The organism is Seonamhaeicola maritimus, from assembly GCF_008056315.1.
Classification (GTDB): Bacteria; Bacteroidota; Bacteroidia; order Flavobacteriales; family Flavobacteriaceae; genus Seonamhaeicola; species Seonamhaeicola maritimus.
Map to the genome: position 1 here is coordinate 314,503 of NZ_VRKQ01000018.1, position 22,754 is coordinate 337,256.

Here is a 22,754-nt window from a genome sequence, read left to right on the forward strand (position 1 = left end):
TTTTTATCATCTTTAAGTAATACATAATCAGTATACTCAGTATCATTTGTCACATTTTTATGTAACAAATGTTACCAATGGTAATTGACTAATAATGTTTAATTAATACACTGAATAACAATTAGTTAAATATTTTATTGATTAGATAAATAGGGAAGGATAAGCCGTTTTTTATTCCTTTGGTTTAATGTAAATTTCTAACTTGAAGAAAGCTCGAAAATTGGAGTGAGATTCGGTAAGAAAAGCGGTAAGTGAAAACGTCAGATTTTAGAATTTCCTACTAAACATTTCAAGAACCAAAAACATGGATATTGTGTCTTGAAAGTTTTATTTTTCCTTTTTGGTCTAACACTTTTAGAATTCTTGAAATAACAACTCTGGAAGTATTCAAATCGGTTGCAATTTCTCTATGGGTGATTGATAAATCTTCTGTGTGTCTAATTTTAGCTTGATGAGAAAGATATGCATACAAGCGATTATCCAAATTTTTGAAGGCTAAATTTTTTATAACAACCAAGAGTTCTTCCAATCTATGATGATAACTATCAATAACATAAACGCGCCAGGATTTATATTTAATCATCCATTCCTCAATTTTATTTACTGGAAATTCAATGATTTCAGCTCTAACTTCGGTTGTGGCTCTAATTATGCTCTTTTGTTTACTAATACAATTAATAATAGAGCACGCACAGGTGTCACCTTCTTCTAAAAAGTAAAGTAATATTTCATTTTCATGAATGTCTTCTCTTGTAACTTTTACTAGTCCATTTATGATAATAGGAATGTGTGTCATTTCCATGTCTAAATCAACTACAATATCTCCTTTGTTATAGAATCTATGCAGACTATGTTCAGCTATTTCATTGATTAATGGTGTTTCAAAAACATCAGAAAAGCAAGCCATAAGTTGTGCTTTTAAAAGCGCTTTATTTTTCATATTGATTTGATTTCAAACAATTGAAATTCTAATTTTAGAAACAGAGTATACGTTCTAGCCTAATAATCTAACAACCACCTTCAATAGGCATTTTCTTTTTCTTTTTAACTGGTATCACCTTTTTTGGTGTAGGCTGTACTTTTGGTATGGCCCTAGCTTTTAGCTTTTTCATAGCTGCCTCCTTATTCTTTACAGATTCTTGAATAAAGGCGTCTATATCAGTTGCATTATTTTCAATAACAAAATTCTCTGTGATGAGTTTATTTTGATTGTAACTATTTTTGACTGTTAGTATTTTCAAATTATCATACCCTAATTGTGATAATAGTAGATATGGTAATGTGGTTTCATTTGGGGTGTTACCGTATAGAACAATTGTTTTATTCTCTTCCTTTATTTTATTTATAATTCTTGAATTGTCATCTTCCAGAATTTCTGGTGAGGTTATATTGATAGCATTATCTAGATGCCCTTTATTAAAATCAAATGAATTTCTCACATCTACTAAAACATGGTTTTCTTGGTTAAGATCTTCTAGGGTAATTAAATAGTTGTTATTAACTACTTTTTCTAGGGTGTCTTGCGTATTTACAGTATACAAATGTTCAGGCCTTTTATATGATAAAAGCGCAATGAGAATTACAAGAATGGTTAATACTGCTGCAATTGATAAACGTTTAGTTTTTTCTAATTCTTTCATCGTAGTTCTTTTAGAATATGAATATTAGCAACCACCTTCTATTGGCAATTTTTTCTTCTTTTTCTTTACAATAACTTTTTTAGGAGCTGCAGTAATAGATGGTTTTGTAACCGGTTTTATGACTGTTGCTTTTTTTACTTTTTCTGGATAGGCTACACCAAAATACATGCTGGCTGCCTTTCTGAAAGCATACAGTTCAAATTCTGTATGAGCCATATCTTCTGTAGGCATTTTAGGATTGATTATTGTATTATACCAACTGTTAATTCCTCCATTTAATACATGAAGGTTTTTGTAACCTAATCTGGTACACAGTATCCAAGCTTGGTCTGCATGAAAATGGTCATTTGAAAAAAGAATAACGTCATAGGCATCTTGATTTAAATAAGGTTCAGATTCTTCATCTAAAATATTTTTTAATGGAATGTTTATGGCGTTAGTAAGTGTATATTTTTTATAATCACTTTCGTTTCTAACATCAATTAATAATAAAGATGGGTCTTGATTAATCATTTTTTCAGCAAGAGCATCGGTAGAAATATATCTCTCAGGGTTAATAGTATTGGCTAATAGTTTTTCAGGACTGATACCTTCTTGCTTTTCATGTTTTGGTAACAATACTAAACCACCTGCCAGCACAATAAATATGAATGCCAGTATTTTGTATCGTAATGATAAAAATTTAACTAATTTTCTATTTACCATTTTTGTAAGTTATTAGTTAGTAAAATACTTTTTTTACACGTTTTCTAATCATATCCGTTACTGCAAACATGATGATAGCAACTATGGTTAATATAAATACAAACCAGTAGGGGTTTATACCTAAGGAGTCTTCTAGTGTAATGTTACCGTAGAAATAACCATTATATATGGGCTCGAAAAGTGGGTATAATTCTGAAAAAATAAATACGCCAACCATAATACCTAAAACATTAATTATGGCGTCTATTTTCCCTATGGCTACTGCTGATAAACTAGTGCCAGGACAAAATCCACCTGCAATAAATCCAATACCCATTATTGCTCCACCAATGATAGCGCCCCATAAATATGTAGGATGGATATAAAGCATGCTAATATCTATGTGCCCTAAATAATCCATATATAAAAGACCTATAAGAGATACTATAGCAGCAGTAAAAAATACTTTAAATACGGCAAAATCATACCCATAAAATACACCGGCAAGTTTTCTTGAAGAAGAAAACCCTGAGGCTTCTAAAATGAATCCAAAGCATAGACCAATTATTATGGCTATAATGCTGCTCCATTCAAAAGGTATTATATCGTAAGGAATTAGTGGTCCCATAAATTTGTTTTTTTAATAATTAAATCCAGTTTTTTCTAAAGAAATAAGCAAATAAGTAGGCTGTACCAAATATGGCAAGCATAGTAATAAAACCTCCGGTAGATAAAACAGCCATACCACTTAATGCGGCGCCACTTGTACATCCTCTAGCTATTTGAGCACCAATTCCGAATAGAATACCTCCACCAAAAGCAAATATTAATCTGCGTCTTCTTGTAATTTTTGGCGAGTGCTGTACCCTCCAACCAATTCTGCCAGATATACTTCCAGAGATAAAAGCCCCTATAAGAACTCCTAAGGTTTCAAAAACAATCCAGTTGTTCATTGGTGATTTGTCACCAGAAATAAATTTGCTGTAATACGCACTTTTTTCTGCATGTTCATGAGAAACATCGTCTACAATGGTAACTACGCTACTTTTCATGGCACCACTTGCGCCTAAGCCTCTACCAGTGATGTAGAAAGTGAATATTATTAATATTCCTAAAAGGAATCCTCCAAAATATGGATTCCAATAAATATGTCTGTTTTGTGTTTTATTTTTCATAGCGTTTTTAATAGAGGTATCTAGTTAATTGTCCCGCCTCAACCATTACAAATCTGAAAATTAACCCTCCAATCAAGACGAGGATTGCCGGTATAGCTACTGGTACTTTATAGCCTTTAATTTCTAATGCTTCAAGGATTCCAGGTATTATCAACCCAAGAATTACAACAAAGCCAAAAAACATTAAGGTGAATTCACCTCCAATTAATAAGTTCATAGCATCTAATTGAACTTGAGATCCAGCGTACATTCCCATAAGCATATGTACAATAAGACCTAATTCTATTATGATAAGTGCCAAATCTATCTTGCTAAAAAGATGTCTTTCTTTTGCTGTTTTAGCTAATAATATTATGGTAGCGGCTCCAGTAGATAATCCTGATGTTAAGAATAGTGGCCCTAAAATGGCATTATTCCATAAAGGTCTTGCGTTAAATGCTGACAATAAAATTCCGGTATAAACACCTAATATTATTGATAGAGGCACTAAGGCATAGGCCATATTTTTTCTATTTCTTTTGAGAAACTTCATAAAGGTTTTTAGAAAATCAAATCGTAAATTCCATTTTGGGAATAGTTCAGAGAAATAACTAAATACCCATAAAAAAGATAAAGGTGTTGTTACTAGAAGTACCCATGCTCCCCAAGACATTGGTGATTCTAATCTTATTGTTGTATATAATTGCCATGTGTACAAGGGGTTTGTTAAATCATAAACTAAAGCTAATAGCCCTAATGTTAAGGCTATTGGAGGGACCATAGACGCATATTTTACTGTAGTTGGGTACTCTTTGTCTTTACCAAGAATGGTAATAACACCGGCAAAGAGTAATATTCCTGCCGCTAGACCACCTAAGAATAGATATACGGAAATTGGCCAATGCCATACTTCTAATGAAGGATCTATATTAGGAATGTTTCTTCCGCTTGTAAATAATTCTTCTTGCATAATTATAATTTTATATTAAATAATATACATGTGGTTTAGTCCCTGCTTCAGGAGCTAATGTCTTATATTTTCTATTCTTTAGTAGTTTAGACACTTCACTGTTTGGATTGTCTAAATCTCCAAAATACATGCACTTAGTTGGACAAACAGAAACACAAGCTGGTAGTTGTCCTTTTTCCAATCGGTGGTGACAGAATGTACATTTGTCTACATAACCATCAGGATGTTGATACCGTGCATCATATGGACAAGACTCTATACATGCACCACAACCTATACACTCGTTAGGAGTAACTAAAACAATGCCTCCATCAATAATATGACTTGCTCCCGTTGGACAACACCTGACGCATGGTGCATTTTCACAATGATTACAACGCTCAGATTTTAGTTCTAATTCAATATTAGGATAGGCTCCATTTACAGTTTCTGTGATCCAATCTCTACAATATCCTATAGGGACATTATTTTCTGTTTGACAAGCAACTACGCAGTCACTACATCCTACACATTTTAATGTGTCTATAACCATTGCATATCTCATACTTCTAATGTTTTGTGAGGATCTTCGGTTAATATTTCAACAAAATTCCCCCGCATTCCGGTTCCACCCATTATGGGGTCTACCATTGTTTTAGAAATCATTTGCGTATCGTTGATTCCTTTTCCAAAGGCGCGACTTAATTTTTTATTATCGTGTCCAAACCCATGAACCATGTAAACAGAATCCCATCTAACGCGTTCTGTAACCCTAACTTTTATTCCAAAAGTTGAAGTGATTTTATCTTGATTACGCAGCCACACTTCTTGCCCGTTTCTTAAACCAATTATTCTGGCTACTTTTGGGTTGACCCATAAGTTGTTTTCACTTTTTAAATCGTTAAGATTAGGATTGTTGGCAGTTCTACTAAATGTATGCATAGGTGCTCTACCATAATTTAGCCTGTAAAAACCTTGTGGAGGTTCAGGGTGTTTTGTGTAATTTGGTAACGGGTCGAATCCAAGATTTTTCAATTCTTTAGAATACAATTCAATCTTACCACTTTCGGTTGGGAATTCGTAGTTTTCACCTTCTTTTAAATATAAAGGACCAGATTTTCTTGGGTAATGTTTAACCCCAATTTTATTCATTTCCTCTAATGATGTTCCCATTTGCTCTAACTGCCATTCTATAACTTCTTTATAATCATTGTAATTGAAATAGTCACCCAAGCCTAAACGTTCACCAATTTGTTTCGCAACCCACCAACCTGGTTTAGAATTGTATTTTGGTTGTACTGCAGGAACACGAACCGCAATAGAAGGTGTTCTGTTTGTTGCGGAACGAATACCATCATAACGCTCTAAATAAGTACACTCTGGTAAGACTACATCAGCATAACCTGTAACATCCATTGGCATGGTGTCCATGACAACAATAAATTCCATTTCGTTCATGGCCTTTTCAAGCAATTCTTTTTCAGGAATTGATTTCGTAATATTTGTACCTGCAACCATCATAGCTTTTACAGGATATTTATTCTCTTTATTAGGTATGGCTGCTCTTATAACTTCTGTTGTAATTCCCATTTGAGCCATTGGGTATTTTTCGCAGATATTCTTCCAATCCCATTTTGGATGTGGATACTTTGGAGAAGGGAATTTAGGTACTTTAATACTTTCTTTAAAATAGAAACCACCACGGCGTCCCCAAGAACCTAATAATGCATTAAGAATAGCCACTGTTCTTGCCCGTTGTGTATCGTCTCCATACCAACTAACATGGCGTCCTGGATGTACTATAACCGATGGAGCAGCATTTGCCATGGCTCTGGCGGTCTTTCTTATTTCTTCTGGTTTAATAGTTGTAATACCATACGCCCACTCGGGCGTGAAGTTTAAAACATGGTCTTTTAGCTCGTTAAATCCTGTGGTATATCTCTTTACATAGTCTTCATCATATAAACCTTCTTCAATTAAAACATTCATCCATGCTAGCATAAGTGCAATATCTGTTGCAGGTTTAATGGCCAACCAATGTTTAGATTTACTTGCTGCAGTTGAGAACCTAGGGTCTACGGTAATGATGGTAGCCCCATTGTCTATAGCTTCAGACATCTCTTGAACTTGGGTATTATGCATATTCTCACCAATATGAGAACCTATTAGTACCAAGCATTTAGTATCTCTTATATCTGTAGGTTCTGGTGATCCAACCCAAGACCCATAAGTTAAAGCAAAACCAGCTTCACGAGCCCCTCTACATTGGGCATAGGCGGGTTCCGCAATGGTGTCAGAGCCAAAAGCTTTAAACAAGTGTTCCAAATGTTTCCCTGGTGAACCGTGTTTTAATAAAGCAATAGATTCTGCCCCATAGGAGCTTTTAATCTGTTTAAATTTAGAAGCAATTAAGTCTAAAGCCTCATCCCAACTAACTTCTTTAAAAGTTTCTTCACCATCTACAATGGTTCTAATTAAGGGTGTTTTTAATCGGTCTTCATCAGAATACATACCCACACCACCAGTTCCTCTAGGGCATAGGCGTCCATAACAATGCGGGTCTGTTTCATTACCAATTATTTTTTTAATATTTCCTTGTTCATCAGAATAAGTCCAGGCAGCACACTTCCAAAAACAAACTTCACAATATGTTGCAGTCTTTTTTAATTTCTTTATAACATTTTGCGCAACTAGTTCATTCAAATAGGATTTTGAACCAACAAAATTTAAGGCTGAAGTTGAGGCAACAACACCGCCTAAACCAAGTGCTGAAATTTTAATAAATTTTCTTCTTGAGGTACTCATATACACTATGTGTTATTCTGGATAAAAGTATTGCCTAATATTAGTTGGGATTATGATAAATGTCATAAAATCAGCATTTTAAATGTAACAAATGTTACATTCACCCCAACTATATCAAGGGTTTTAGGGCTTATGGTTTATATTTATTGTAAATTTGAATAACTAATTAATTGATGAAGAGTAAGATATATTCGAAGGCTATTTTTGCTTTAGTTTTTTTAATAATTGCATTATTATTTTTTGCTCGGAACACGCAGTGGTTTGCACCAAAAGGTATTTACGAAAATAAAAATGAAGACATTTCATATACTTCAGATGAATCTTGTTTACAATGTCACCAGAACACCAAAGGATATTCAGAATATCATAATCCGGAATCTATTGGATGTGCAAGTTGTCATTTAGGAAATATTCTATCTAATGACAAAGACGAAGCACACAAAGGCATGGTCTTAATTCCTGGAAACTTGTCTAACGCTAAAGAGACTTGTGGAAAATGTCATGCTGATGAGCTCCACAAGGTTGAAAACTCATTAATGACTACGAATAGTGGTATTGTTGCAGTAGATAGGTTTGTTTTTGGGGAGGCTGATAGTTTAGATTATCATTACCATATTAAAGATTTAAAACATTCAGCTTCTGATAAGCATTTGAGAGATTTATGTGCTAATTGTCATTTAGGTGCAGAAAAAGTTACTTATGGAGAGATTAATCAATTAAGTAGAGGAGGAGGCTGTAATGCTTGTCATTTAAATTATTCGGAGAAAGCGAAGGAGGATTTACAAAAGTATATTACTTCAAATAAAAATGAATTTCCTAAATTTCACCCATCCACAGATATTTTTGTAAATGATACGCATTGTTTTGGATGCCACAGTCGTTCTAGCAGAATTTCTACTAATTATATAGGTTTGCAAGAAACCTTATTAGATGAAGTTGAAGTTAAGGACAGTTTAGGTTATACGGTTTTAGATGACAAGCGTGTTTATAAAAACTTGCAGCCAGATGTACATCACACCAAAGGCCTATTATGTATAGATTGTCATTCTTCGCATGAAGTAATGGGAGATGGTAAATCTTACTCCCATGAAGAGCAAGCTGTAAAAATTCAGTGCGCTGATTGTCACTTTAGAGATAAACCTAATACTATTCCTTATGATTCTTTAGACCAAGAAAGTTCTTTAGTCTTTTTACATAGAGATTATCAGCATCAGGATAATGAAATGATAGCTGTGAAAAAGAGTGGACACCCTTTAGTGAATACATTTGTTGACTCTATTGGGGATGCCTATTTAATAAGTAAAAAAGATGGTGGTTTACATAGTTTAAACCCTCAGTCTGATATATGTTCAAGAGATAATGTTCATAAAAATGTGAGTTGTTCAACTTGTCACTCTTCATGGACTTCGCGTTGTATTGGATGTCATAATGAATTTGATAGTTTAGAACCACGTGCCTATGACTTATTAGATAAAAGGTATGTAAAAGGGCAATGGAAAGAATATGTAGCAGAATTTTCATCTTCTTTACCTGCGATGGGTGTACGTGAAAATAAAGAAGGTAAAGTTATTGAACCAGCTGTTCCGGGAATGATTATGACAATTGATATGTCTAGTTTTTCAAACAAATCAGAAGATGAGGTGATGAAATTTCACAGGCTGTATGCTCCAAACTCTCCGCATACAACAACAAAAGAGGTTAGAGATTGTAAGTCATGTCATTCCAATCCGGCAGCTTTAGGGTATGGTAAAGGTGTTTTAGAATATGAGATGAAGGATAAAAAGGGGAAGTGGGTTTTTACACCAGAATACGCTTTAAACAGTCATGATAATTTACCAGAAGATGCATGGATACCATTTTTGGAAACAGTTTATATTAATAAAAATAATTCAACTAGACATGATTTTAGACCTTTTACGGTTGAAGAGCAAAAACGAATGCTATTAGTCGGGGCATGCTTGCAATGTCATGAAGATGCTTCTGAAACCATCAGGCAAACTTTGGAGTTTGGGTTAGATTTGGTTTTAAATAATATCACCTCTGATTGTTTTCTTCCATTCGATTAAATTTTACAAAAAGATTTTGGTCTATTTAACTTTTATAGCTCCAATACCTTTATCCCAAAGTTCTTTATTATAATCAGGAATATCTTCTTTTATTAAAGTTTTTGCTTGCTCTTTTAACATAATCCATTTCTTATCAAGCTCCTCTTTTCTGTCTCTAGATGATTGGTTTATTAATGGCAAGATGTTCTCTGATTGGTTAATTAAAAATAAATAATTAGCGGTAAATTTATTTTGAAAATTTTCAACATCATCATAAGCTTTAGACTTACGTTGAACCATTTCGTCATCCCATTTTTTCAGCTTTTTAACAAGGTTAGTTGCTTCTGTGATTAATTCTTTATTTTCAGGAGTCTTTTTCAAAAAAGTAATAGTTTCATTTAACTGCCTTTTTAAATCAAAAATTAAATTAGTGTATTTATGCATATCAGTTAAATTTTGCTCCATTTCAGCCATAAAAGAATCATAGGCTTTATAATTATCTCTACTGAATCTATGGAAGGGCGTTTCAACAATTTTGACTACACTGTTAGAAGAAATCGAATCTCCAATTTTCAAAGTTATATGATAGATATCTGGCGAAACCAAATGGCCCTTATAACTTCCTTCAATATAAACGTTTTGAACACCGGGCATGGTTTTATGTCTCATATCCCAAACAATTCTGTTTAAACCTTCTTTTTTGTCGAGTTTAGAAGGAGTAGGAGGTCCTCCTTCATATTTCTTAAATAAAGAGTCTTTCTTTGACGTAAAAAACCTTATTAGCTCACCTGAACTATTTTTAATTTCTAATTTAATATGAGTGGAATCTTTAAATTTTGGAAGTTCATAATAAATAACCACTCCGTTAGCTGGATTCACCCCACTAAAGGTACTCATCCCTTTAAATTTATTGTTATTATTGTTTAATTGACTTCCCCAATAACCTCTGTACGCATTCTTAGGTTTATATAGTTTTAGACTTCCTGTTTTACCTTTGTATTGAGATAAAATGGTTAAATCATCAAGAATCCAGATTCCTCTACCAGAGGTTGCTACTATCAGGTCTCCTTTATGGATTTTTAAATCAGTTATAGGTGTAATGGGTAAATTTAATTGAAAGGACTTCCAATTTTGTCCACCATCCCACGAAATAAAAACACCTTTTTCGGTTCCACAAAAAAGTAAATCTTTTTGAGTAGGACTTTCTCTAATTACTCTAGTGAAAGCACCATAAGGAATATTAGAGCTTATATTTTTCCAGCTTTTTCCATAATCTGTTGTTTTGTAAATGGCAGGTGTGTGGTCATTAAACTTGAATCTTGTTGTGGCTATATAGGCCGTTCCCTGATTATGAGTGGATATTTCAATAGCATTAATTAAGCATTCTTTTAAGTCTTTAGGAGTGATGTTAATCCAAGTATTTCCATTATCTCTTGAGAGATGAACTAAACCATCATCACTACCAGTATAGAAAACGCCCTTCTCTTGGGGAGCTTCTGCCATGTAACTTATAGTTCCGTAGTTTTCTCCTCCAACGGCTTCATTGGTGTATGGGCCACCACCTTTTCCCTGTTTCTCATTAAGGTTACGAGTTAAATCTTTTGAGATTTCTTTCCATGTGCTCCCCATATCTTTAGTCTCTAATACTAATTGAGCACAATGATAGAATGTATTTGTATTATGTTTGGATTTTAATATGGGAGCATTCCAATTGTAAAGATATTTCATATTTCTGGCTTCTTCACCTAAATATTGAATTGGAGCAGCCATTACTTTAGTTCTAGTATTCGATTCTGTATTGAGAACATTAATAGAGCCTAAATAACTCCCGCCCATAACGTATTTTGGGTTATCTGGATCGAAGGCTAAAAAGGCACTTTCACCACCAGCAGAATTAGACCAATCACTTTCAGTAATAGAAGGATTGCCATAAGAAAGACTTGATATTTTTAAAGAAGGAAAATCTTGTTGTCCACCATATATATTATAAGGGAATAGGTTGTCCGCATTTAAACGATAAATTTGCGCAATTGGCATATTAGATTGAGTAGACCATGATTTGCCAGAATTAAAAGAAATGCCAGCACCTCCATCATTCGCAATCACCATATTCTTGGAGTTATTTGGATTAATCCATAAATCATGAAAATCTGTGTGAGTTCCACTTAACTTGGTCCAATTTTTACCACCATCTATAGATTTTAATGCTGGTGCACTTAATACATAAACTACATTATCATTATTTGGGTCAGTAAAAACCTCTGTGTAATACCAAGCGCGTTGAGTTAATCTATTATCACCACTAACTTTTGTCCACTTTTCACCGGCATCAGAAGAAACAAATAAACCGCCTAAATCTTTATTAGTATCACTTTCAATTAGGGCATATACTTTGCTAGAGTTTGAAGGACAAACGGAAATAGCTGTTTTACCTTTTTCTTTGGGGATTCCCTTGTTAATAGGCTTCCATGTCTCGCCACCATCAACAGACTTATACAATCCGCTACCAGAGCCTCCACTAATAATCTTCCAAGGTTTTCTTTGATGGTGCCACATTGCAGCATAAATAATCTCAGGGAAATTTACATCTAACGATATTTCACTACACCCAGTTAATTCATTAATAAAGAGTACATTGTTCCATGTTTTTCCGCCATCAATAGATTTATAAATACCTCGCTCTTTTGATGGTCCGTAAAGAGCACCTTGAGCGGCTACATAAACAATATTCGGATTAGTTGGGTGAATTACAATTCTTGAAATATGTTGTGTTTTATCAAGACCAATTTTTTTCCATGTCTTTCCTGCGTCCGTTGATTTATAAACTCCATCTCCATAAGATGTCATTACTGCTCTAACAGCATGTTCTCCCATGCCACAATACACAATATTTGGATTAGACTCGGATACGGCTACAGCTCCTACAGAACCTGTTTTAAAAAAAGTGTCTGAAATATTTTTCCAACTTTGACCAGCATCAACTGTTTTCCATAATCCACCACCCGTAGAGCCCATATAATAAGTAAAAGGGTCAGAGGAAGTTCCGCTTACTGCAACTGATCGACCTCCTTGAAAAGGGCCTATATTCCTGAATTTCAAAGATTTAAAGTATGTTTCAGTTTCTTGGGAAAATATGGATATTGAAAAAAATAAAATAATACTGAAGGGAATAATCTTCTTCATATTTATTGGATTGGTTTTCTCAAATATACCTAAAAATTAAACTAATTTATCTATAGTACAGTGCTTTTAGCTAGAATGGATAAATGAAAATGGATGGATTAATAAATGCTATTGTAAATTTTATAAGACTTCTAAAATTATAAGCTCATTATTCTGAAATTAATTTTATAAACTATCATTATTTTATTTTTCATTTTGTTTTGAAAAACAGTTACCAAACAAAAAATTTATATTGCCCAATTCAGATTTTTGACGTAAATTTAATTGATCTTCTGCTAGATAGAAAAATATTCCAAATTAGGCTTTTTTCTAAGTTGTTTTGGTGAATTCTACTCTATTTTAATTGTCATTTAATAGTTAATTTATTCCCTCAGTAAAATTATGACACCAGCTATCAGCACACCTTTTTACAAAAGACGCAGATATAAAACTACTCATGCATCAAATGTTAAAGCGCCCAGTAAATTAGAAACAGACAATTTTTCAATTCAGGAAAGTGAAACTGGTTTTCACTATGAATTAAAAATACCTGGTTATATTAAAGACGATTTTAACTTTTATATAAGTGGAAACCACCTTGTTTTAACAACAGATAAAAGTAAATGTATGATGCCAGATGTGGTTAAAAGCTTAAAGCATTCATATTGTTATCCTTCTGCTTATTTTAAAAAAATTATTCCTTTGCCTAATAAACTTATTAAAAAAGAGATCTCTGTGGCCTATAAAGATGAGGTTTTGTCTTTTGATTTGTTTAAAATTTAGTAGTCAATATAATTTGAATTCATGAATCTCTATCTAGTGGTTGAATGGGTGTATGTCTTATTTTATATAATACCATTCGTCGACACTTAATCGTATCTTACCTATACTTAATTTGAATTAATCGAACACTTATCATTTAAAACATAGATTTGTTCTATTTTCACACTTAAAAAAAATTAAATGAATAATTGTTTGAAAATCTTGCTTATTGAGGATGATATGATAGAAGTAATGAAGTTGAATAGAGCTATATCTTCGTTACAACTCCATCATAAAATTGTTGAAGCTAATAATGGTGAGGAAGCCTTGGAGGTTTTAAAAAATAAGGACGATCTTCCAGATATAATTTTATTAGATTTAAATATGCCAAAAATTAATGGCCTTGAGTTTTTAAAAATCTTAAAAGATGATGATAATTTAAGGTATTTACCTACCATTATTTTAACAACATCAAATAATAAAAGAGATTTATTAGAATGTTTTAAAATTGGCATTGCTGGTTATGTTTTAAAACCTTTAAAATATGAGGATTATGTCTTTAAAATTGAAAATATTTTGTCTTATTGGAGTATTAACGAATTAATAAAAATATAAATGAAAGGTATTGTATTTACGGAATTCTTAGATTTAGTTGAAGATAAGTTTGGTATAGAAATGGTTGATAGAATCATAGAACAATCTGAATTGCAGTCTGGTGGTGCCTACACTTCAGTAGGAACATATGACTTTTCTGAGATGCTTAAATTATTAAAAAATTTAAGTTCAAATACGGGTATTGCCATTGATGATTTACTCTTAGTATATGCGGAGCATTTTTTTTCAGTTTTAGAAAAAAGTTATCCGTTATTTTTTGAAATGTATTCAGATCCGATAGAAATGTTAGCTTCTATTGAAAATCATATTCATGTAGAGGTAATTAAAATTTATCCAGATGCAGAGTTACCAACATTTGAGCTTGTAGAAAAAACAGATGATTCTCTAATTATGATTTATAAATCGAGTAGAGCAATGCATCATTTTGGTTTAGGTTTAATGAACAAAACCTTTCAGCACTTTAATACAACTGCTTCCATAGTTTTGGAAAAAATAAAAAATGATGGTACTGAGGTAAAGTTTATTATCAATAAAAATTAATGAGTCAAGATAGAATTGACATATTAGAGCGTGCTCTTAAACGAGAAAAAAAGGCAAGAAAAGCTGCCGAAAAAATTTTAGAACAAAAATCTACAGAGCTCTATTATTCAAAGAAAAAAATAGAAGAATTGTATAAGGAAGTGGAGTCTGAATTAACAAAAACAGACTCTCAACTTCAAGGTGTTTTTGAAAATATTGTTGATGCCTATGTTATTATTGATATAGCAGGAAACATTTTAAAAATGAATGCTACTGCTGCTCATTTATTCGATTTTGAATCTGATAAATCTGACGGGAATCTTATGAATATGGTACTTCCAGAAGATATTGATTATGTTTCTCAATCGTTTAAATCCTTACAGAAAGAAGGTTCTATTAAAGATTTTAAAATTAACATAAAAACAAACAAAAATGATATAAAACTTGTGCATGTAAATGCCAGCATTATTTATGATAAGGGTATTGCTGTTGCTGCACAAGGCATATTGAGGGATATTACTCAAGATAATAAGTATCAAAAAAGTTTGGAGGCTGAAAGAGAAAAGTATCGGGCTATTACAGCCAACATGAACTTAGGTTTATTGGAGGTTAATAATGATGATGAAATTTTATTATGCAATTCAAGTTTTTGTGAAATGTCTGGATATGCCCAAGATGAACTTTTGGGTAAAGTAGCAAGTGACCTATTTCTTGATAGTGAGGTTGCTGAGATTATTAAAAACGAAAATTTAAAACGCCAAAAAGGAGATTCAAATTCTTACGAGTTAAAAATTAAAAACAAGCTTGGTGAAATTAGATATTGGCTGGTTAGTGGGGCACCAAATTATAATTTAGAAGGAAAAGTAATTGGTTCAATAGGTATTCATTTGGATATTACCGCTTTTAAAAAATTACAAGAGCAAAAGGAAAAATTACTTATTGATCTTGAAAAAAGTAATAATGAATTACATGAATATGCTCATGTTGTCTCTCATGATTTAAAATCACCATTAAGAAGTATAAATGCTTTAGTGAGTTGGTTGAAAGAAGATAATTTCGGAAAATTGGATGAAATAAGTTTAAAAAACTTTGGTCTCATAGAATCTACTTTAGAGAAAATGGAACAACTTATTTCAAATATTCTTAGCTATTCAAGTCTTGGTGAAGAAACGCAGTCAAATCAGCCTGTTAATTTAAATGATGTTTTATTAGAAATAAAAGAAACTATATATCTGCCAGAACATATTTCTTTAAAGGCAAATACCGAATTACCAATTATTAATGGAGACAAAACTAAATTAGAGCAACTGTTTCAAAATTTAATTGGTAACGCCATTAAATATTGTGATAAAGCAGAAGGTTTTATAGAAGTTAATTGCCGGGAGTTAGATCAACATTATGAGTTTTCTGTTAAAGATAATGGTATTGGAATTGAAGAAAAGCATCATGAGAAAATATTTAAAATATTTAATTATCTAAATAAAAGTAAAGACTCTTCAGGTATTGGATTATCTATTGTAAAAAAAATTGTCGATTTACATGAAGGTGATCTTTGGTTAGAAAGTAGTTTAGGAACCGGTTCTACCTTCTTTTTTACACTTAAAAAATAAATAATGAAAACCGTACAAATTGTAAAAAGAAAAGACGGAATTTGGACGTATTTGACTCAAAATATTGCTCTTATTAAACCTTTAGTTTTAGTATTGGGCAATAGGTTTTTATTAGAAGATAATAATATCTATGATGAAATACAGACTATGTTCCCTGATGGAGACATTGTATTTGGGTCTACTAGCGGAGATATTACAAGTAAAACTGTAGATGAAGATAGTATCACAATAACAGCTATAGAGTTTGAAAAAAGCTCTTTTTTAATTAAAACAAGTAATGTTCTTAATTCAGATTTAAATAGTTTTAAAACCGGAGCAGAACTAGTTAATCAGTTTCCTCAAGAAGGGTTAAAATACATTTTTGTATTAAGTGAAGGAAGTTTTATTAATGGGAGTGAGTTAACCAAAGGTATGAATTCTGTCAGTAATGAAAATATATTAATTACGGGTGGTTTATGTGGAGACGCAGCTCGATTTGAAAAAACCTTGGCTTCTTATAACGAAAATCCAAGACCTGGTGAGATTGTGGCTATAGGTTTTTATGGTGAATCTTTAGAAATTTCTTTTTCTATTCATGGAGGTTGGACCCCTTTTGGACCAGAGCGCAACGTTACTAAATCTAAGTCAAATGTGTTGTATGAATTAGATGATAAGCCTGCTTTAGATTTGTATAAAAAGTATTTAGGAGAAAAATCTAATGAACTCCCAGCTGCAGCTTTGTTATACCCTTTGGATGTGAAATCTACTGAGGAGGAACAGTCATTTGTAAGAACAATTTTAAATATAGATGAAAATAGTAATACTATGATTCTAGCAGGAGATATTCCTGAAAATTCTAAAGTACAGCTTATGATGACTAATGTTGATAATATTGCAAATGCTTCTGAACGAGCAGCAAGACAAGCTTTGGAGTTAAGAACAAAGAAGCCTGAATTAGCTTTATTGGTTAGTTGTATTGGCCGAAAACTAGTTTTAGATCAGCGCGTTGAAGATGAGATAGAAGAAGTTGTTGACGTAGTAGGACAAGATACTGCTATTTGCGGATTTTATTCATACGGAGAAATTGCACCATTTCATGGAGAAAATAATTGCCAATTACATAATCAAACTATGACAATAACGCTAATAAGCGAATAATGAATTCACTTTTAAAACGTCAAATACGCAAATATTTGCCTAAGGATTTGTTGGTATCAAAAGATATTGAAATCTTTTTAGATGCGGTAGATAGGTCTTACTATAATTTTGAAGAGCAATTTATTATGCAACAACGGGCAATGTCTATAAGTTCTGAGGAATTATCAATTGCAAATCAACAATTAAAACAAGAGGCTAATGCTCAAAAGGAAGTTATAAATAAATTAAAGCGTGTTATTGACACCCTTAAGTTTTATGAGCTTCCAGAAAATAATAGTTTCGATAACTCCGATATTGACGGTTTAAAATTAGTAGAGTTAATAGATAATCAAACCAAAGAAATTGTAAAGATTAATAAGCAACGTGAAAAGTTAATGGATGAATTGGCACATCAAAACCAAGAGCTAGGGGATTATGCTCATATGGTGTCTCATGATTTGAAATCACCATTAAGAAGCATTGAAACATTAACAACCTGGTTAAAGAATGATTATCATGATAAATTGGATGATAATGGAAAGAAGAGCATTAATCTGATAAGAAATAATGTTGAAAAATTAGATACGCTTATAAATGGAATATTAGAGTATTCAACTATAGGTAAAAATCAAGTAGAACTCTATGATGTTAATTTAGACCAACTAGTTGATTATATTCAAGATACTATTCAAGTACCAGACCACATTTCAATTGTGAAAAAAGTGCCATTGCCAATTTTAAAAGGTGATAAATTTAGACTTCAGCAACTTTTTCAAAATATTATTGATAATGCTATTAAGTATAATGACAAACCATCTGGTATTATAGAAATAGGTGTTTTAAGTAAAAATGCCTTTTGGGAATTCTTTGTTAAGGATAATGGTAAAGGCATAGAGAAGTCTTATTTTAATAAAATTTTCAAAACTTTTCAGAAACTTGAAAATAACCCAGAATCTACTGGTATTGGATTGTCAATAGTAAAAAAAATAGTGAACCTTTATGGCGGTAAGATTTGGTTAACATCAAAAATAAATGAAGGAACAACATTTTATTTCACTTTAAAAAAATAAGCATGGAGCAACCTAATTTATCATATATTCACAGCATGTCAGGAGGTGATAAACTCTTTGAAGAGAAACTTATAAACATTTTAAAAGATGAGTTTCCAAATGAGAGGAAGATTTATTACCAGAATTACAAATCCAATAATTTTAAGTTAGCAGCGGAAAACGTGCATAAACTTAAACATAAAATTAGTATTTTAGGCCTTGAAAAAAGTTATGAGATTGCTGTAGCATTCGAGAATAATTTATTAGAAGGCAATACCAACCTTGGTCAAGAATTCGAATCTATTTTAATAAGCATAACTAATTATTTAGAAAAATTATAATTAGTATATATGAATTGTATTATTATTGACGACGAGGCTGCGGCTCGAGCTATAATTAGTCATTTTTGTTCAAGTTTTAACAATCTGAGAGTTATAGAAGAGTTTCCTAATGCAATTCAAGCTATAAAATTTTTGAATCAGAATGAAGTTGATTTAATTTTTCTAGATATTCATATGCCAGACTTTACTGGAATTGATTTTATTCAAACCTTAAAGAATCCACCAAAAATAGTACTTACCACATCTGATGCAAATTTTGCCATACAGGCTTTTGAGTATGATTGCATAGTAGATTATTTAGTAAAGCCAATTTCATCTGAACGTTTTACAAAGGCCATTCAGAAGGCTGAAAATGCAGTGTTTAAACCTAGTTTAGAGGGTACAAATTCGGGTGCTGAAAATATAGAGACTACATCAGGTAATGACTTATATGTAAATATTGATAGACGTTTAATTAAAATTGATATACCCAGTATTTATTTAGTTGAAGCTAAAGGAGATTATATTCAAATAAAGACAGAAGATAAAAATTATACTGTTCATTCTACTTTAAAGAAAATAGAAGATAAATTGCCCATAGATTTATTTTTAAAGGTACACCGTTCTTTTATAATTAACGTTAAAAAAATAATTGACATTGAAGACAATAGTGTTTTAATTAAGAAAGATGTTATTCCGGTAAGTCGTTCAAATCGCCCTGAATTGATGAAACGGCTAAATTTATTATAATTTCTTCTAGTCAATACTTATTATTTTTTTCTTTTCAGAAATAAGGTAGATTTTCAATATCTATTTTTAAACATATTAAATCATTTTTATCGGTTTAATGCATTTCATCTATAGTTACTTGTTGATGAACACATTCAACTATTTGCTAAACGAAATTAATTAGTTCCTTTACGGATTCAGGTTAGTTTTATCCTATAGAAATTATTAAACTTTTAAACATGTCACTTAAAATTACAGAAAAGGAAGGAACATTTTATTTAGATGGTAGTATAAATACATTAACCTCGAGTTTGTTAGAGAATCATTTTACGCATTTGCTGCACTTGAATAACGAGTTAACCATAAATATAGAGGGTGTTAATGAAATTAACTCTAATGGGGTGTCAACATTATTAGATCTTTATTTTAAAGCTTCTAAAAGCAATAAGCGTTTGTGGTTTACTGGATATGGAAGCAAGGATATTTATAATCAATATAATTCTTTAAACCCAGTTTAAAAGTGAGTTAATTTTAAGTATAACCAATACTTAAGTTCACCTTTAAATCTTTAAATAAATTTATTTTACGGCAATTGTCAACTTTAGTTTTAATAGTTGGGAATTGCTGTTTTTTTTTCTCCATGTTAAGTCATTTATAGTTAATGCTTTAATAAAATAATGACCCTTCAATTCATTTATATTATTAAATACTTCCTTAAACATTAAAAATTTACCATCCAACTACAGTTAATTACTATCCATCGAAATTAACCTAAATAAGGTTTCCCATCATATTAAGTTTGTATCAGAAAAATATTTTATAAAAATTAATATTATGAATATAACAATTATTGGAAGCGGTTATGTTGGACTTGTAACAGGCGCTTGTTTTTCAGAAGTGGGTATTAATGTTACATGTGTTGATGTTGATCAACAAAAGATTGATAATCTAAAAAATGGAATTATCCCAATTTATGAACCAGGATTAGAGAAAATGATCACTAGGAATATGAATAAAGGGAGATTGCATTTTACAACAAAGATATCGGATGCCTTAAGGTGTTCTGATGTTGTTTTTATTTCAGTAGGAACACCACCAGATGAAGATGGTAGTGCAGATTTAAAGTATGTTATTCAAGTTGCAAGAGATTGTGGTAAACATATGAATGATTATACACTTGTAGTAACTAAAAGTACAGTTCCTGTTGGCACATCTTTAAAAGTAAAAAACGCCATTAAAGAAGAATTAGATAAAAGAAAAGTTAATATTGATTTTGATGTTGCTTCAAATCCTGAATTTCTTAAAGAAGGTGCCGCTATAGACGATTTTTTAAAACCGGACAGAATAGTTGTTGGGGTTGAAAGTACCAGAGCAGAAGAACTTTTAAATACGCTATACAAGCCATTTACGCTTAACGGTCATCCAATTATATTTATGGATGTTATATCTGCAGAAATGACTAAGTATGCAGCAAATTCTATGTTAGCTACTAAAATTAGTTTTATAAATGATATTGCAAACCTTTGTGAAATTGTTGGAGCAGATATTAATAAAGTAAGAAAAGGAATAACATCAGATACCCGAATTGGTAACAAATTTCTTTACCCAGGAATTGGATATGGAGGTTCTTGTTTTCCTAAAGATGTGCAGGCCTTAATTAGAACTGGAGAAGAATTTGAATACGAGCTAAAAGTATTAAAAGCAGTAGAAGCTGTAAATAAATCTCAGAAATCAGTTTTGTTTAATAAGATAATGAAATATTATGATGGCGATTTAAAAGGAAAAACAGTGGCTTTATGGGGTCTTTCTTTTAAGCCACAAACTGATGACATGCGTGAAGCACCATCATTAGAAATTATTAAAAAATTATTATTGGCAGGCGCTAATATTAGGGCATATGATCCTGTTGCATTAAATGAAGCTAAACATCATTTTGAAAATACAATAACTTATTGTGAAGATCAATACGAGACTTTAATAAACGCTGATTGTTTAGCTGTCTTAACAGAATGGTCAGAGTTTAGAATTCCAAATTTTAAAATAATGCATAAACTATTAAATGTTCCAGCAATTTTTGACGGAAGAAACATATATGATAAAAGTGAACTGAAGAAAAATGGATTTGATTATTTCTGTATTGGAGTTAATACTGATAGCGACGTTTTAAGACCAGAAGTAAGTTTATCATATTAAAATATTTAATTAATTATTATGATACGAAAAAAAATTCTAGTAACCGGAGGAGCTGGTTTTGTTGGATCTCATCTTTGTGAAAGATTACTAAATGAAGGAAATGAAGTTTATTGTTTAGATAATTTCTTCACAGGACAAAAGCAAAATATTGTACACTTATTAAGTAATCCATATTTTGAGTTGATACGTCATGATGTTATAAATCCATTCCATATTGAGGTTGACGAAATTTACAACTTAGCGTGTCCAGCTTCACCTGTGCATTATCAATATAACCCTATTAAAACCATAAAAACTTCTGTAATGGGAGCCATTAATATGTTGGGTTTGGCTAAAAGAGTAAATGCAAAAATATTGCAAGCTTCAACTAGTGAGGTTTATGGTAACCCGTTGATTCATCCTCAGCCAGAATCGTATTGGGGAAATGTAAACCCAATTGGGGAACGCTCTTGCTATGATGAGGGTAAGCGTGCTGCAGAAACATTATTTAGTGACTACAAAAAACAAAACAATGTTAGAATAAAGATTGTTAGAATTTTTAATACTTACGGTCCAAGAATGCATCCAAATGATGGTAGAGTGGTGTCTAATTTTATTGTTCAAGCGCTACAAAACCAGGACATTACTGTTTATGGTAAAGGTCAACAAACTAGAAGTTTTCAATTCGTTGATGATTTAGTCGAAGGTATGATTAAAATGATGGCAACCCAAGATAGTTTCACTGGACCTGTAAACATAGGAAACCCAAGTGAATTTACAATTCTTGAGCTTGCCGAAAAAGTCATAAAGATGACAGGGTCAAAGTCAAAAATTATTTATCAGCCTTTACCGTCTGATGATCCATTGATGAGAAAGCCAGAGATTTCACTTGCGGAAAAAGAACTTAACTGGACCCCCAATATAAAACTAGATACAGGTTTAGAAAAAACAATAAGGTTTTTCCAAACGATAATCTAAATCCAAAACATAAAAATAAATTCAAAATCATGAAGAAAAAAATATTAATTGTCGATGACGAATTAACAACATGTACATTATTAGAGCACTTTTTGTCAACGCAATATGATGTTGTTACTAAAACCTCTGGATTACAAGCATTAGTTTGGTTAGAGCAGGATTTACCTGATTTAATCATAAGTGATATTCAAATGACTGAAATGAATGGTTTCGATTTCCTGAAAGAAGTTAGGTTAAAGGGATATACTAAGCACACGCCAGTCATTATGCTTTCTGGTCGTACTGAAAGTAAAGAACGTATAAAATGTTATCAATTAGGAGCTCAAGATTACCTAATGAAACCATTTAATCCTGAAGAACTGGAGGAAGTAGTTAAAAAGAATTTATTCCCAATTCATTATTCTAGTAATTGGTAATATTACCTACCCTTTAAATCAAATCTAAT

Annotated in this window: 22 protein-coding genes; 13 read left to right on the forward strand and 9 right to left on the reverse strand. The window is 31.8% G+C overall.

Annotated elements, in window-relative coordinates; genetic code table 11:
- Window positions 1-289: 289 nt before the first annotated feature.
- The 8 genes from FUA22_RS16275 to FUA22_RS16310 all read right to left on the reverse strand — a co-directional run bounded on the left by FUA22_RS16275 (window position 290) and on the right by FUA22_RS16310 (window position 7,232).
- Window positions 290-940, reverse strand: coding sequence for a Crp/Fnr family transcriptional regulator (locus FUA22_RS16275; RefSeq protein WP_147769647.1), 651 nt, complete (start codon window positions 938-940; stop codon window positions 290-292).
- A gap of 67 nt (window positions 941-1,007) precedes the next feature.
- Window positions 1,008-1,640, reverse strand: coding sequence for a rhodanese-like domain-containing protein (locus FUA22_RS16280; protein ID WP_147769648.1), 633 nt, complete (start codon window positions 1,638-1,640; stop codon window positions 1,008-1,010).
- A 24-nt stretch (window positions 1,641-1,664) separates the two neighbouring features.
- Window positions 1,665-2,345 (reverse strand): rhodanese-like domain-containing protein, encoded by a 681-nt coding sequence (locus FUA22_RS16285; protein WP_147769649.1) that lies wholly within the window; start codon window positions 2,343-2,345, stop codon window positions 1,665-1,667.
- Window positions 2,346-2,361: 16 nt separating this feature from the next.
- A complete protein-coding gene (locus FUA22_RS16290; protein ID WP_147769650.1) occupies window positions 2,362-2,952 on the reverse strand; it encodes a YeeE/YedE thiosulfate transporter family protein in 591 nt (196 codons plus the stop codon).
- 19 nt (window positions 2,953-2,971) lie between these two features.
- Window positions 2,972-3,499 (reverse strand): YeeE/YedE thiosulfate transporter family protein, encoded by a 528-nt coding sequence (locus tag FUA22_RS16295; protein WP_147769651.1) that lies wholly within the window; start codon window positions 3,497-3,499, stop codon window positions 2,972-2,974.
- A gap of 7 nt (window positions 3,500-3,506) precedes the next feature.
- On the reverse strand, window positions 3,507-4,448 hold the full coding sequence (nrfD, locus tag FUA22_RS16300) for an NrfD/PsrC family molybdoenzyme membrane anchor subunit (RefSeq protein WP_147769652.1): 942 nt from the start codon (window positions 4,446-4,448) through the stop codon (window positions 3,507-3,509).
- Between the two features lie 10 nt (window positions 4,449-4,458).
- Window positions 4,459-4,992, reverse strand: coding sequence for a 4Fe-4S dicluster domain-containing protein (locus tag FUA22_RS16305; RefSeq protein ID WP_147769653.1), 534 nt, complete (start codon window positions 4,990-4,992; stop codon window positions 4,459-4,461).
- The gene (locus tag FUA22_RS16310) at window positions 4,989-7,232 is read right to left on the reverse strand and encodes a molybdopterin-containing oxidoreductase family protein (RefSeq protein WP_147769654.1); all 2,244 of its coding nucleotides are present in this window, start codon (window positions 7,230-7,232) and stop codon (window positions 4,989-4,991) included. Before FUA22_RS16310 ends, FUA22_RS16305 begins: the two co-directional genes overlap by 4 nt.
- Window positions 7,233-7,405: 173 nt before the next feature.
- Between FUA22_RS16310 and FUA22_RS16315 the strand changes: the two genes are divergently transcribed.
- Window positions 7,406-9,298 (forward strand): hypothetical protein, encoded by a 1,893-nt coding sequence (locus FUA22_RS16315; protein ID WP_147769655.1) that lies wholly within the window; start codon window positions 7,406-7,408, stop codon window positions 9,296-9,298.
- A 21-nt stretch (window positions 9,299-9,319) separates the two neighbouring features.
- On the opposite strand, the gene FUA22_RS16320 is transcribed toward FUA22_RS16315, so the two are convergent.
- Window positions 9,320-12,460, reverse strand: a complete 3,141-nt coding sequence (locus FUA22_RS16320; protein WP_147769656.1) for a WD40/YVTN/BNR-like repeat-containing protein — start codon at window positions 12,458-12,460, stop codon at window positions 9,320-9,322.
- Window positions 12,461-12,841: 381 nt separating this feature from the next.
- Between FUA22_RS16320 and FUA22_RS16325 the strand changes: the two genes are divergently transcribed.
- The 12 genes from FUA22_RS16325 to FUA22_RS16380 all read left to right on the forward strand — a co-directional run bounded on the left by FUA22_RS16325 (window position 12,842) and on the right by FUA22_RS16380 (window position 22,725).
- Entirely contained in the window at window positions 12,842-13,222 is a 381-nt protein-coding gene (locus tag FUA22_RS16325; protein ID WP_147769657.1) for an Hsp20/alpha crystallin family protein, read from the forward strand.
- A 180-nt stretch (window positions 13,223-13,402) separates the two neighbouring features.
- On the forward strand, window positions 13,403-13,816 hold the full coding sequence (locus FUA22_RS16330; RefSeq protein ID WP_147769658.1) for a response regulator: 414 nt from the start codon (window positions 13,403-13,405) through the stop codon (window positions 13,814-13,816).
- Window positions 13,817-14,356 carry a heme NO-binding domain-containing protein gene (locus FUA22_RS16335; RefSeq protein WP_147769659.1) on the forward strand — a complete coding sequence of 180 codons (540 nt, stop codon included), beginning with the start codon at window positions 13,817-13,819 and terminating at the stop codon, window positions 14,354-14,356.
- The gene (locus FUA22_RS16340; RefSeq protein ID WP_147769660.1) at window positions 14,356-15,945 is read left to right on the forward strand and encodes a PAS domain-containing sensor histidine kinase; all 1,590 of its coding nucleotides are present in this window, start codon (window positions 14,356-14,358) and stop codon (window positions 15,943-15,945) included. Before FUA22_RS16335 ends, FUA22_RS16340 begins: the two co-directional genes overlap by 1 nt.
- 3 nt (window positions 15,946-15,948) lie before the next feature.
- Window positions 15,949-17,082 (forward strand): FIST signal transduction protein, encoded by a 1,134-nt coding sequence (locus tag FUA22_RS16345; protein ID WP_147769661.1) that lies wholly within the window; start codon window positions 15,949-15,951, stop codon window positions 17,080-17,082.
- Window positions 17,082-18,131 carry a sensor histidine kinase gene (locus tag FUA22_RS16350; RefSeq protein ID WP_147769662.1) on the forward strand — a complete coding sequence of 350 codons (1,050 nt, stop codon included), beginning with the start codon at window positions 17,082-17,084 and terminating at the stop codon, window positions 18,129-18,131. The genes FUA22_RS16345 and FUA22_RS16350 overlap by 1 nt, the downstream gene beginning before the upstream one ends.
- A 2-nt stretch (window positions 18,132-18,133) precedes the next feature.
- On the forward strand, window positions 18,134-18,451 hold the full coding sequence (locus FUA22_RS16355; RefSeq protein ID WP_147769663.1) for an Hpt domain-containing protein: 318 nt from the start codon (window positions 18,134-18,136) through the stop codon (window positions 18,449-18,451).
- Window positions 18,452-18,460: 9 nt separating this feature from the next.
- Complete coding sequence (locus tag FUA22_RS16360) at window positions 18,461-19,180, forward strand: LytR/AlgR family response regulator transcription factor (protein ID WP_147769664.1); 720 nt, start codon at window positions 18,461-18,463, stop codon at window positions 19,178-19,180.
- A 218-nt stretch (window positions 19,181-19,398) separates the two neighbouring features.
- Window positions 19,399-19,677: an STAS domain-containing protein gene (locus FUA22_RS16365; RefSeq protein WP_147769665.1), complete on the forward strand. Its 279-nt coding sequence runs from the start codon at window positions 19,399-19,401 to the stop codon at window positions 19,675-19,677.
- Between the two features lie 316 nt (window positions 19,678-19,993).
- Entirely contained in the window at window positions 19,994-21,352 is a 1,359-nt protein-coding gene (locus tag FUA22_RS16370; RefSeq protein WP_147769666.1) for a UDP-glucose dehydrogenase family protein, read from the forward strand.
- A gap of 18 nt (window positions 21,353-21,370) precedes the next feature.
- Window positions 21,371-22,309, forward strand: coding sequence for a UDP-glucuronic acid decarboxylase family protein (locus FUA22_RS16375; RefSeq protein ID WP_147769667.1), 939 nt, complete (start codon window positions 21,371-21,373; stop codon window positions 22,307-22,309).
- A gap of 29 nt (window positions 22,310-22,338) precedes the next feature.
- Complete coding sequence (locus FUA22_RS16380; RefSeq protein ID WP_147769668.1) at window positions 22,339-22,725, forward strand: response regulator; 387 nt, start codon at window positions 22,339-22,341, stop codon at window positions 22,723-22,725.
- The last annotated feature ends 29 nt before the right edge of the window (window positions 22,726-22,754 follow it).

What these genes read in the sequence shown, in the direction of transcription:
- FUA22_RS16275 (WP_147769647.1), bottom strand. Translation starts at nt 940, where the DNA reads ATGAAAAATAAAGCGCTTTTAAAAGCACAACTTATGGCTTGCTTTTCT.
- FUA22_RS16280 (WP_147769648.1), bottom strand. Translation starts at nt 1,640, where the DNA reads ATGAAAGAATTAGAAAAAACTAAACGTTTATCAATTGCAGCAGTATTA.
- FUA22_RS16285 (WP_147769649.1), bottom strand. Translation starts at nt 2,345, where the DNA reads ATGGTAAATAGAAAATTAGTTAAATTTTTATCATTACGATACAAAATA.
- FUA22_RS16290 (WP_147769650.1), bottom strand. Translation starts at nt 2,952, where the DNA reads ATGGGACCACTAATTCCTTACGATATAATACCTTTTGAATGGAGCAGC.
- FUA22_RS16295 (WP_147769651.1), bottom strand. Translation starts at nt 3,499, where the DNA reads ATGAAAAATAAAACACAAAACAGACATATTTATTGGAATCCATATTTT.
- nrfD (WP_147769652.1), bottom strand. Translation starts at nt 4,448, where the DNA reads ATGCAAGAAGAATTATTTACAAGCGGAAGAAACATTCCTAATATAGAT.
- FUA22_RS16305 (WP_147769653.1), bottom strand. Translation starts at nt 4,992, where the DNA reads ATGAGATATGCAATGGTTATAGACACATTAAAATGTGTAGGATGTAGT.
- FUA22_RS16310 (WP_147769654.1), bottom strand. Translation starts at nt 7,232, where the DNA reads ATGAGTACCTCAAGAAGAAAATTTATTAAAATTTCAGCACTTGGTTTA.
- FUA22_RS16315 (WP_147769655.1), top strand. Translation starts at nt 7,406, where the DNA reads ATGAAGAGTAAGATATATTCGAAGGCTATTTTTGCTTTAGTTTTTTTA.
- FUA22_RS16320 (WP_147769656.1), bottom strand. Translation starts at nt 12,460, where the DNA reads ATGAAGAAGATTATTCCCTTCAGTATTATTTTATTTTTTTCAATATCC.
- FUA22_RS16325 (WP_147769657.1), top strand. Translation starts at nt 12,842, where the DNA reads ATGACACCAGCTATCAGCACACCTTTTTACAAAAGACGCAGATATAAA.
- FUA22_RS16330 (WP_147769658.1), top strand. Translation starts at nt 13,403, where the DNA reads ATGAATAATTGTTTGAAAATCTTGCTTATTGAGGATGATATGATAGAA.
- FUA22_RS16335 (WP_147769659.1), top strand. Translation starts at nt 13,817, where the DNA reads ATGAAAGGTATTGTATTTACGGAATTCTTAGATTTAGTTGAAGATAAG.
- FUA22_RS16340 (WP_147769660.1), top strand. Translation starts at nt 14,356, where the DNA reads ATGAGTCAAGATAGAATTGACATATTAGAGCGTGCTCTTAAACGAGAA.
- FUA22_RS16345 (WP_147769661.1), top strand. Translation starts at nt 15,949, where the DNA reads ATGAAAACCGTACAAATTGTAAAAAGAAAAGACGGAATTTGGACGTAT.
- FUA22_RS16350 (WP_147769662.1), top strand. Translation starts at nt 17,082, where the DNA reads ATGAATTCACTTTTAAAACGTCAAATACGCAAATATTTGCCTAAGGAT.
- FUA22_RS16355 (WP_147769663.1), top strand. Translation starts at nt 18,134, where the DNA reads ATGGAGCAACCTAATTTATCATATATTCACAGCATGTCAGGAGGTGAT.
- FUA22_RS16360 (WP_147769664.1), top strand. Translation starts at nt 18,461, where the DNA reads ATGAATTGTATTATTATTGACGACGAGGCTGCGGCTCGAGCTATAATT.
- FUA22_RS16365 (WP_147769665.1), top strand. Translation starts at nt 19,399, where the DNA reads ATGTCACTTAAAATTACAGAAAAGGAAGGAACATTTTATTTAGATGGT.
- FUA22_RS16370 (WP_147769666.1), top strand. Translation starts at nt 19,994, where the DNA reads ATGAATATAACAATTATTGGAAGCGGTTATGTTGGACTTGTAACAGGC.
- FUA22_RS16375 (WP_147769667.1), top strand. Translation starts at nt 21,371, where the DNA reads ATGATACGAAAAAAAATTCTAGTAACCGGAGGAGCTGGTTTTGTTGGA.
- FUA22_RS16380 (WP_147769668.1), top strand. Translation starts at nt 22,339, where the DNA reads ATGAAGAAAAAAATATTAATTGTCGATGACGAATTAACAACATGTACA.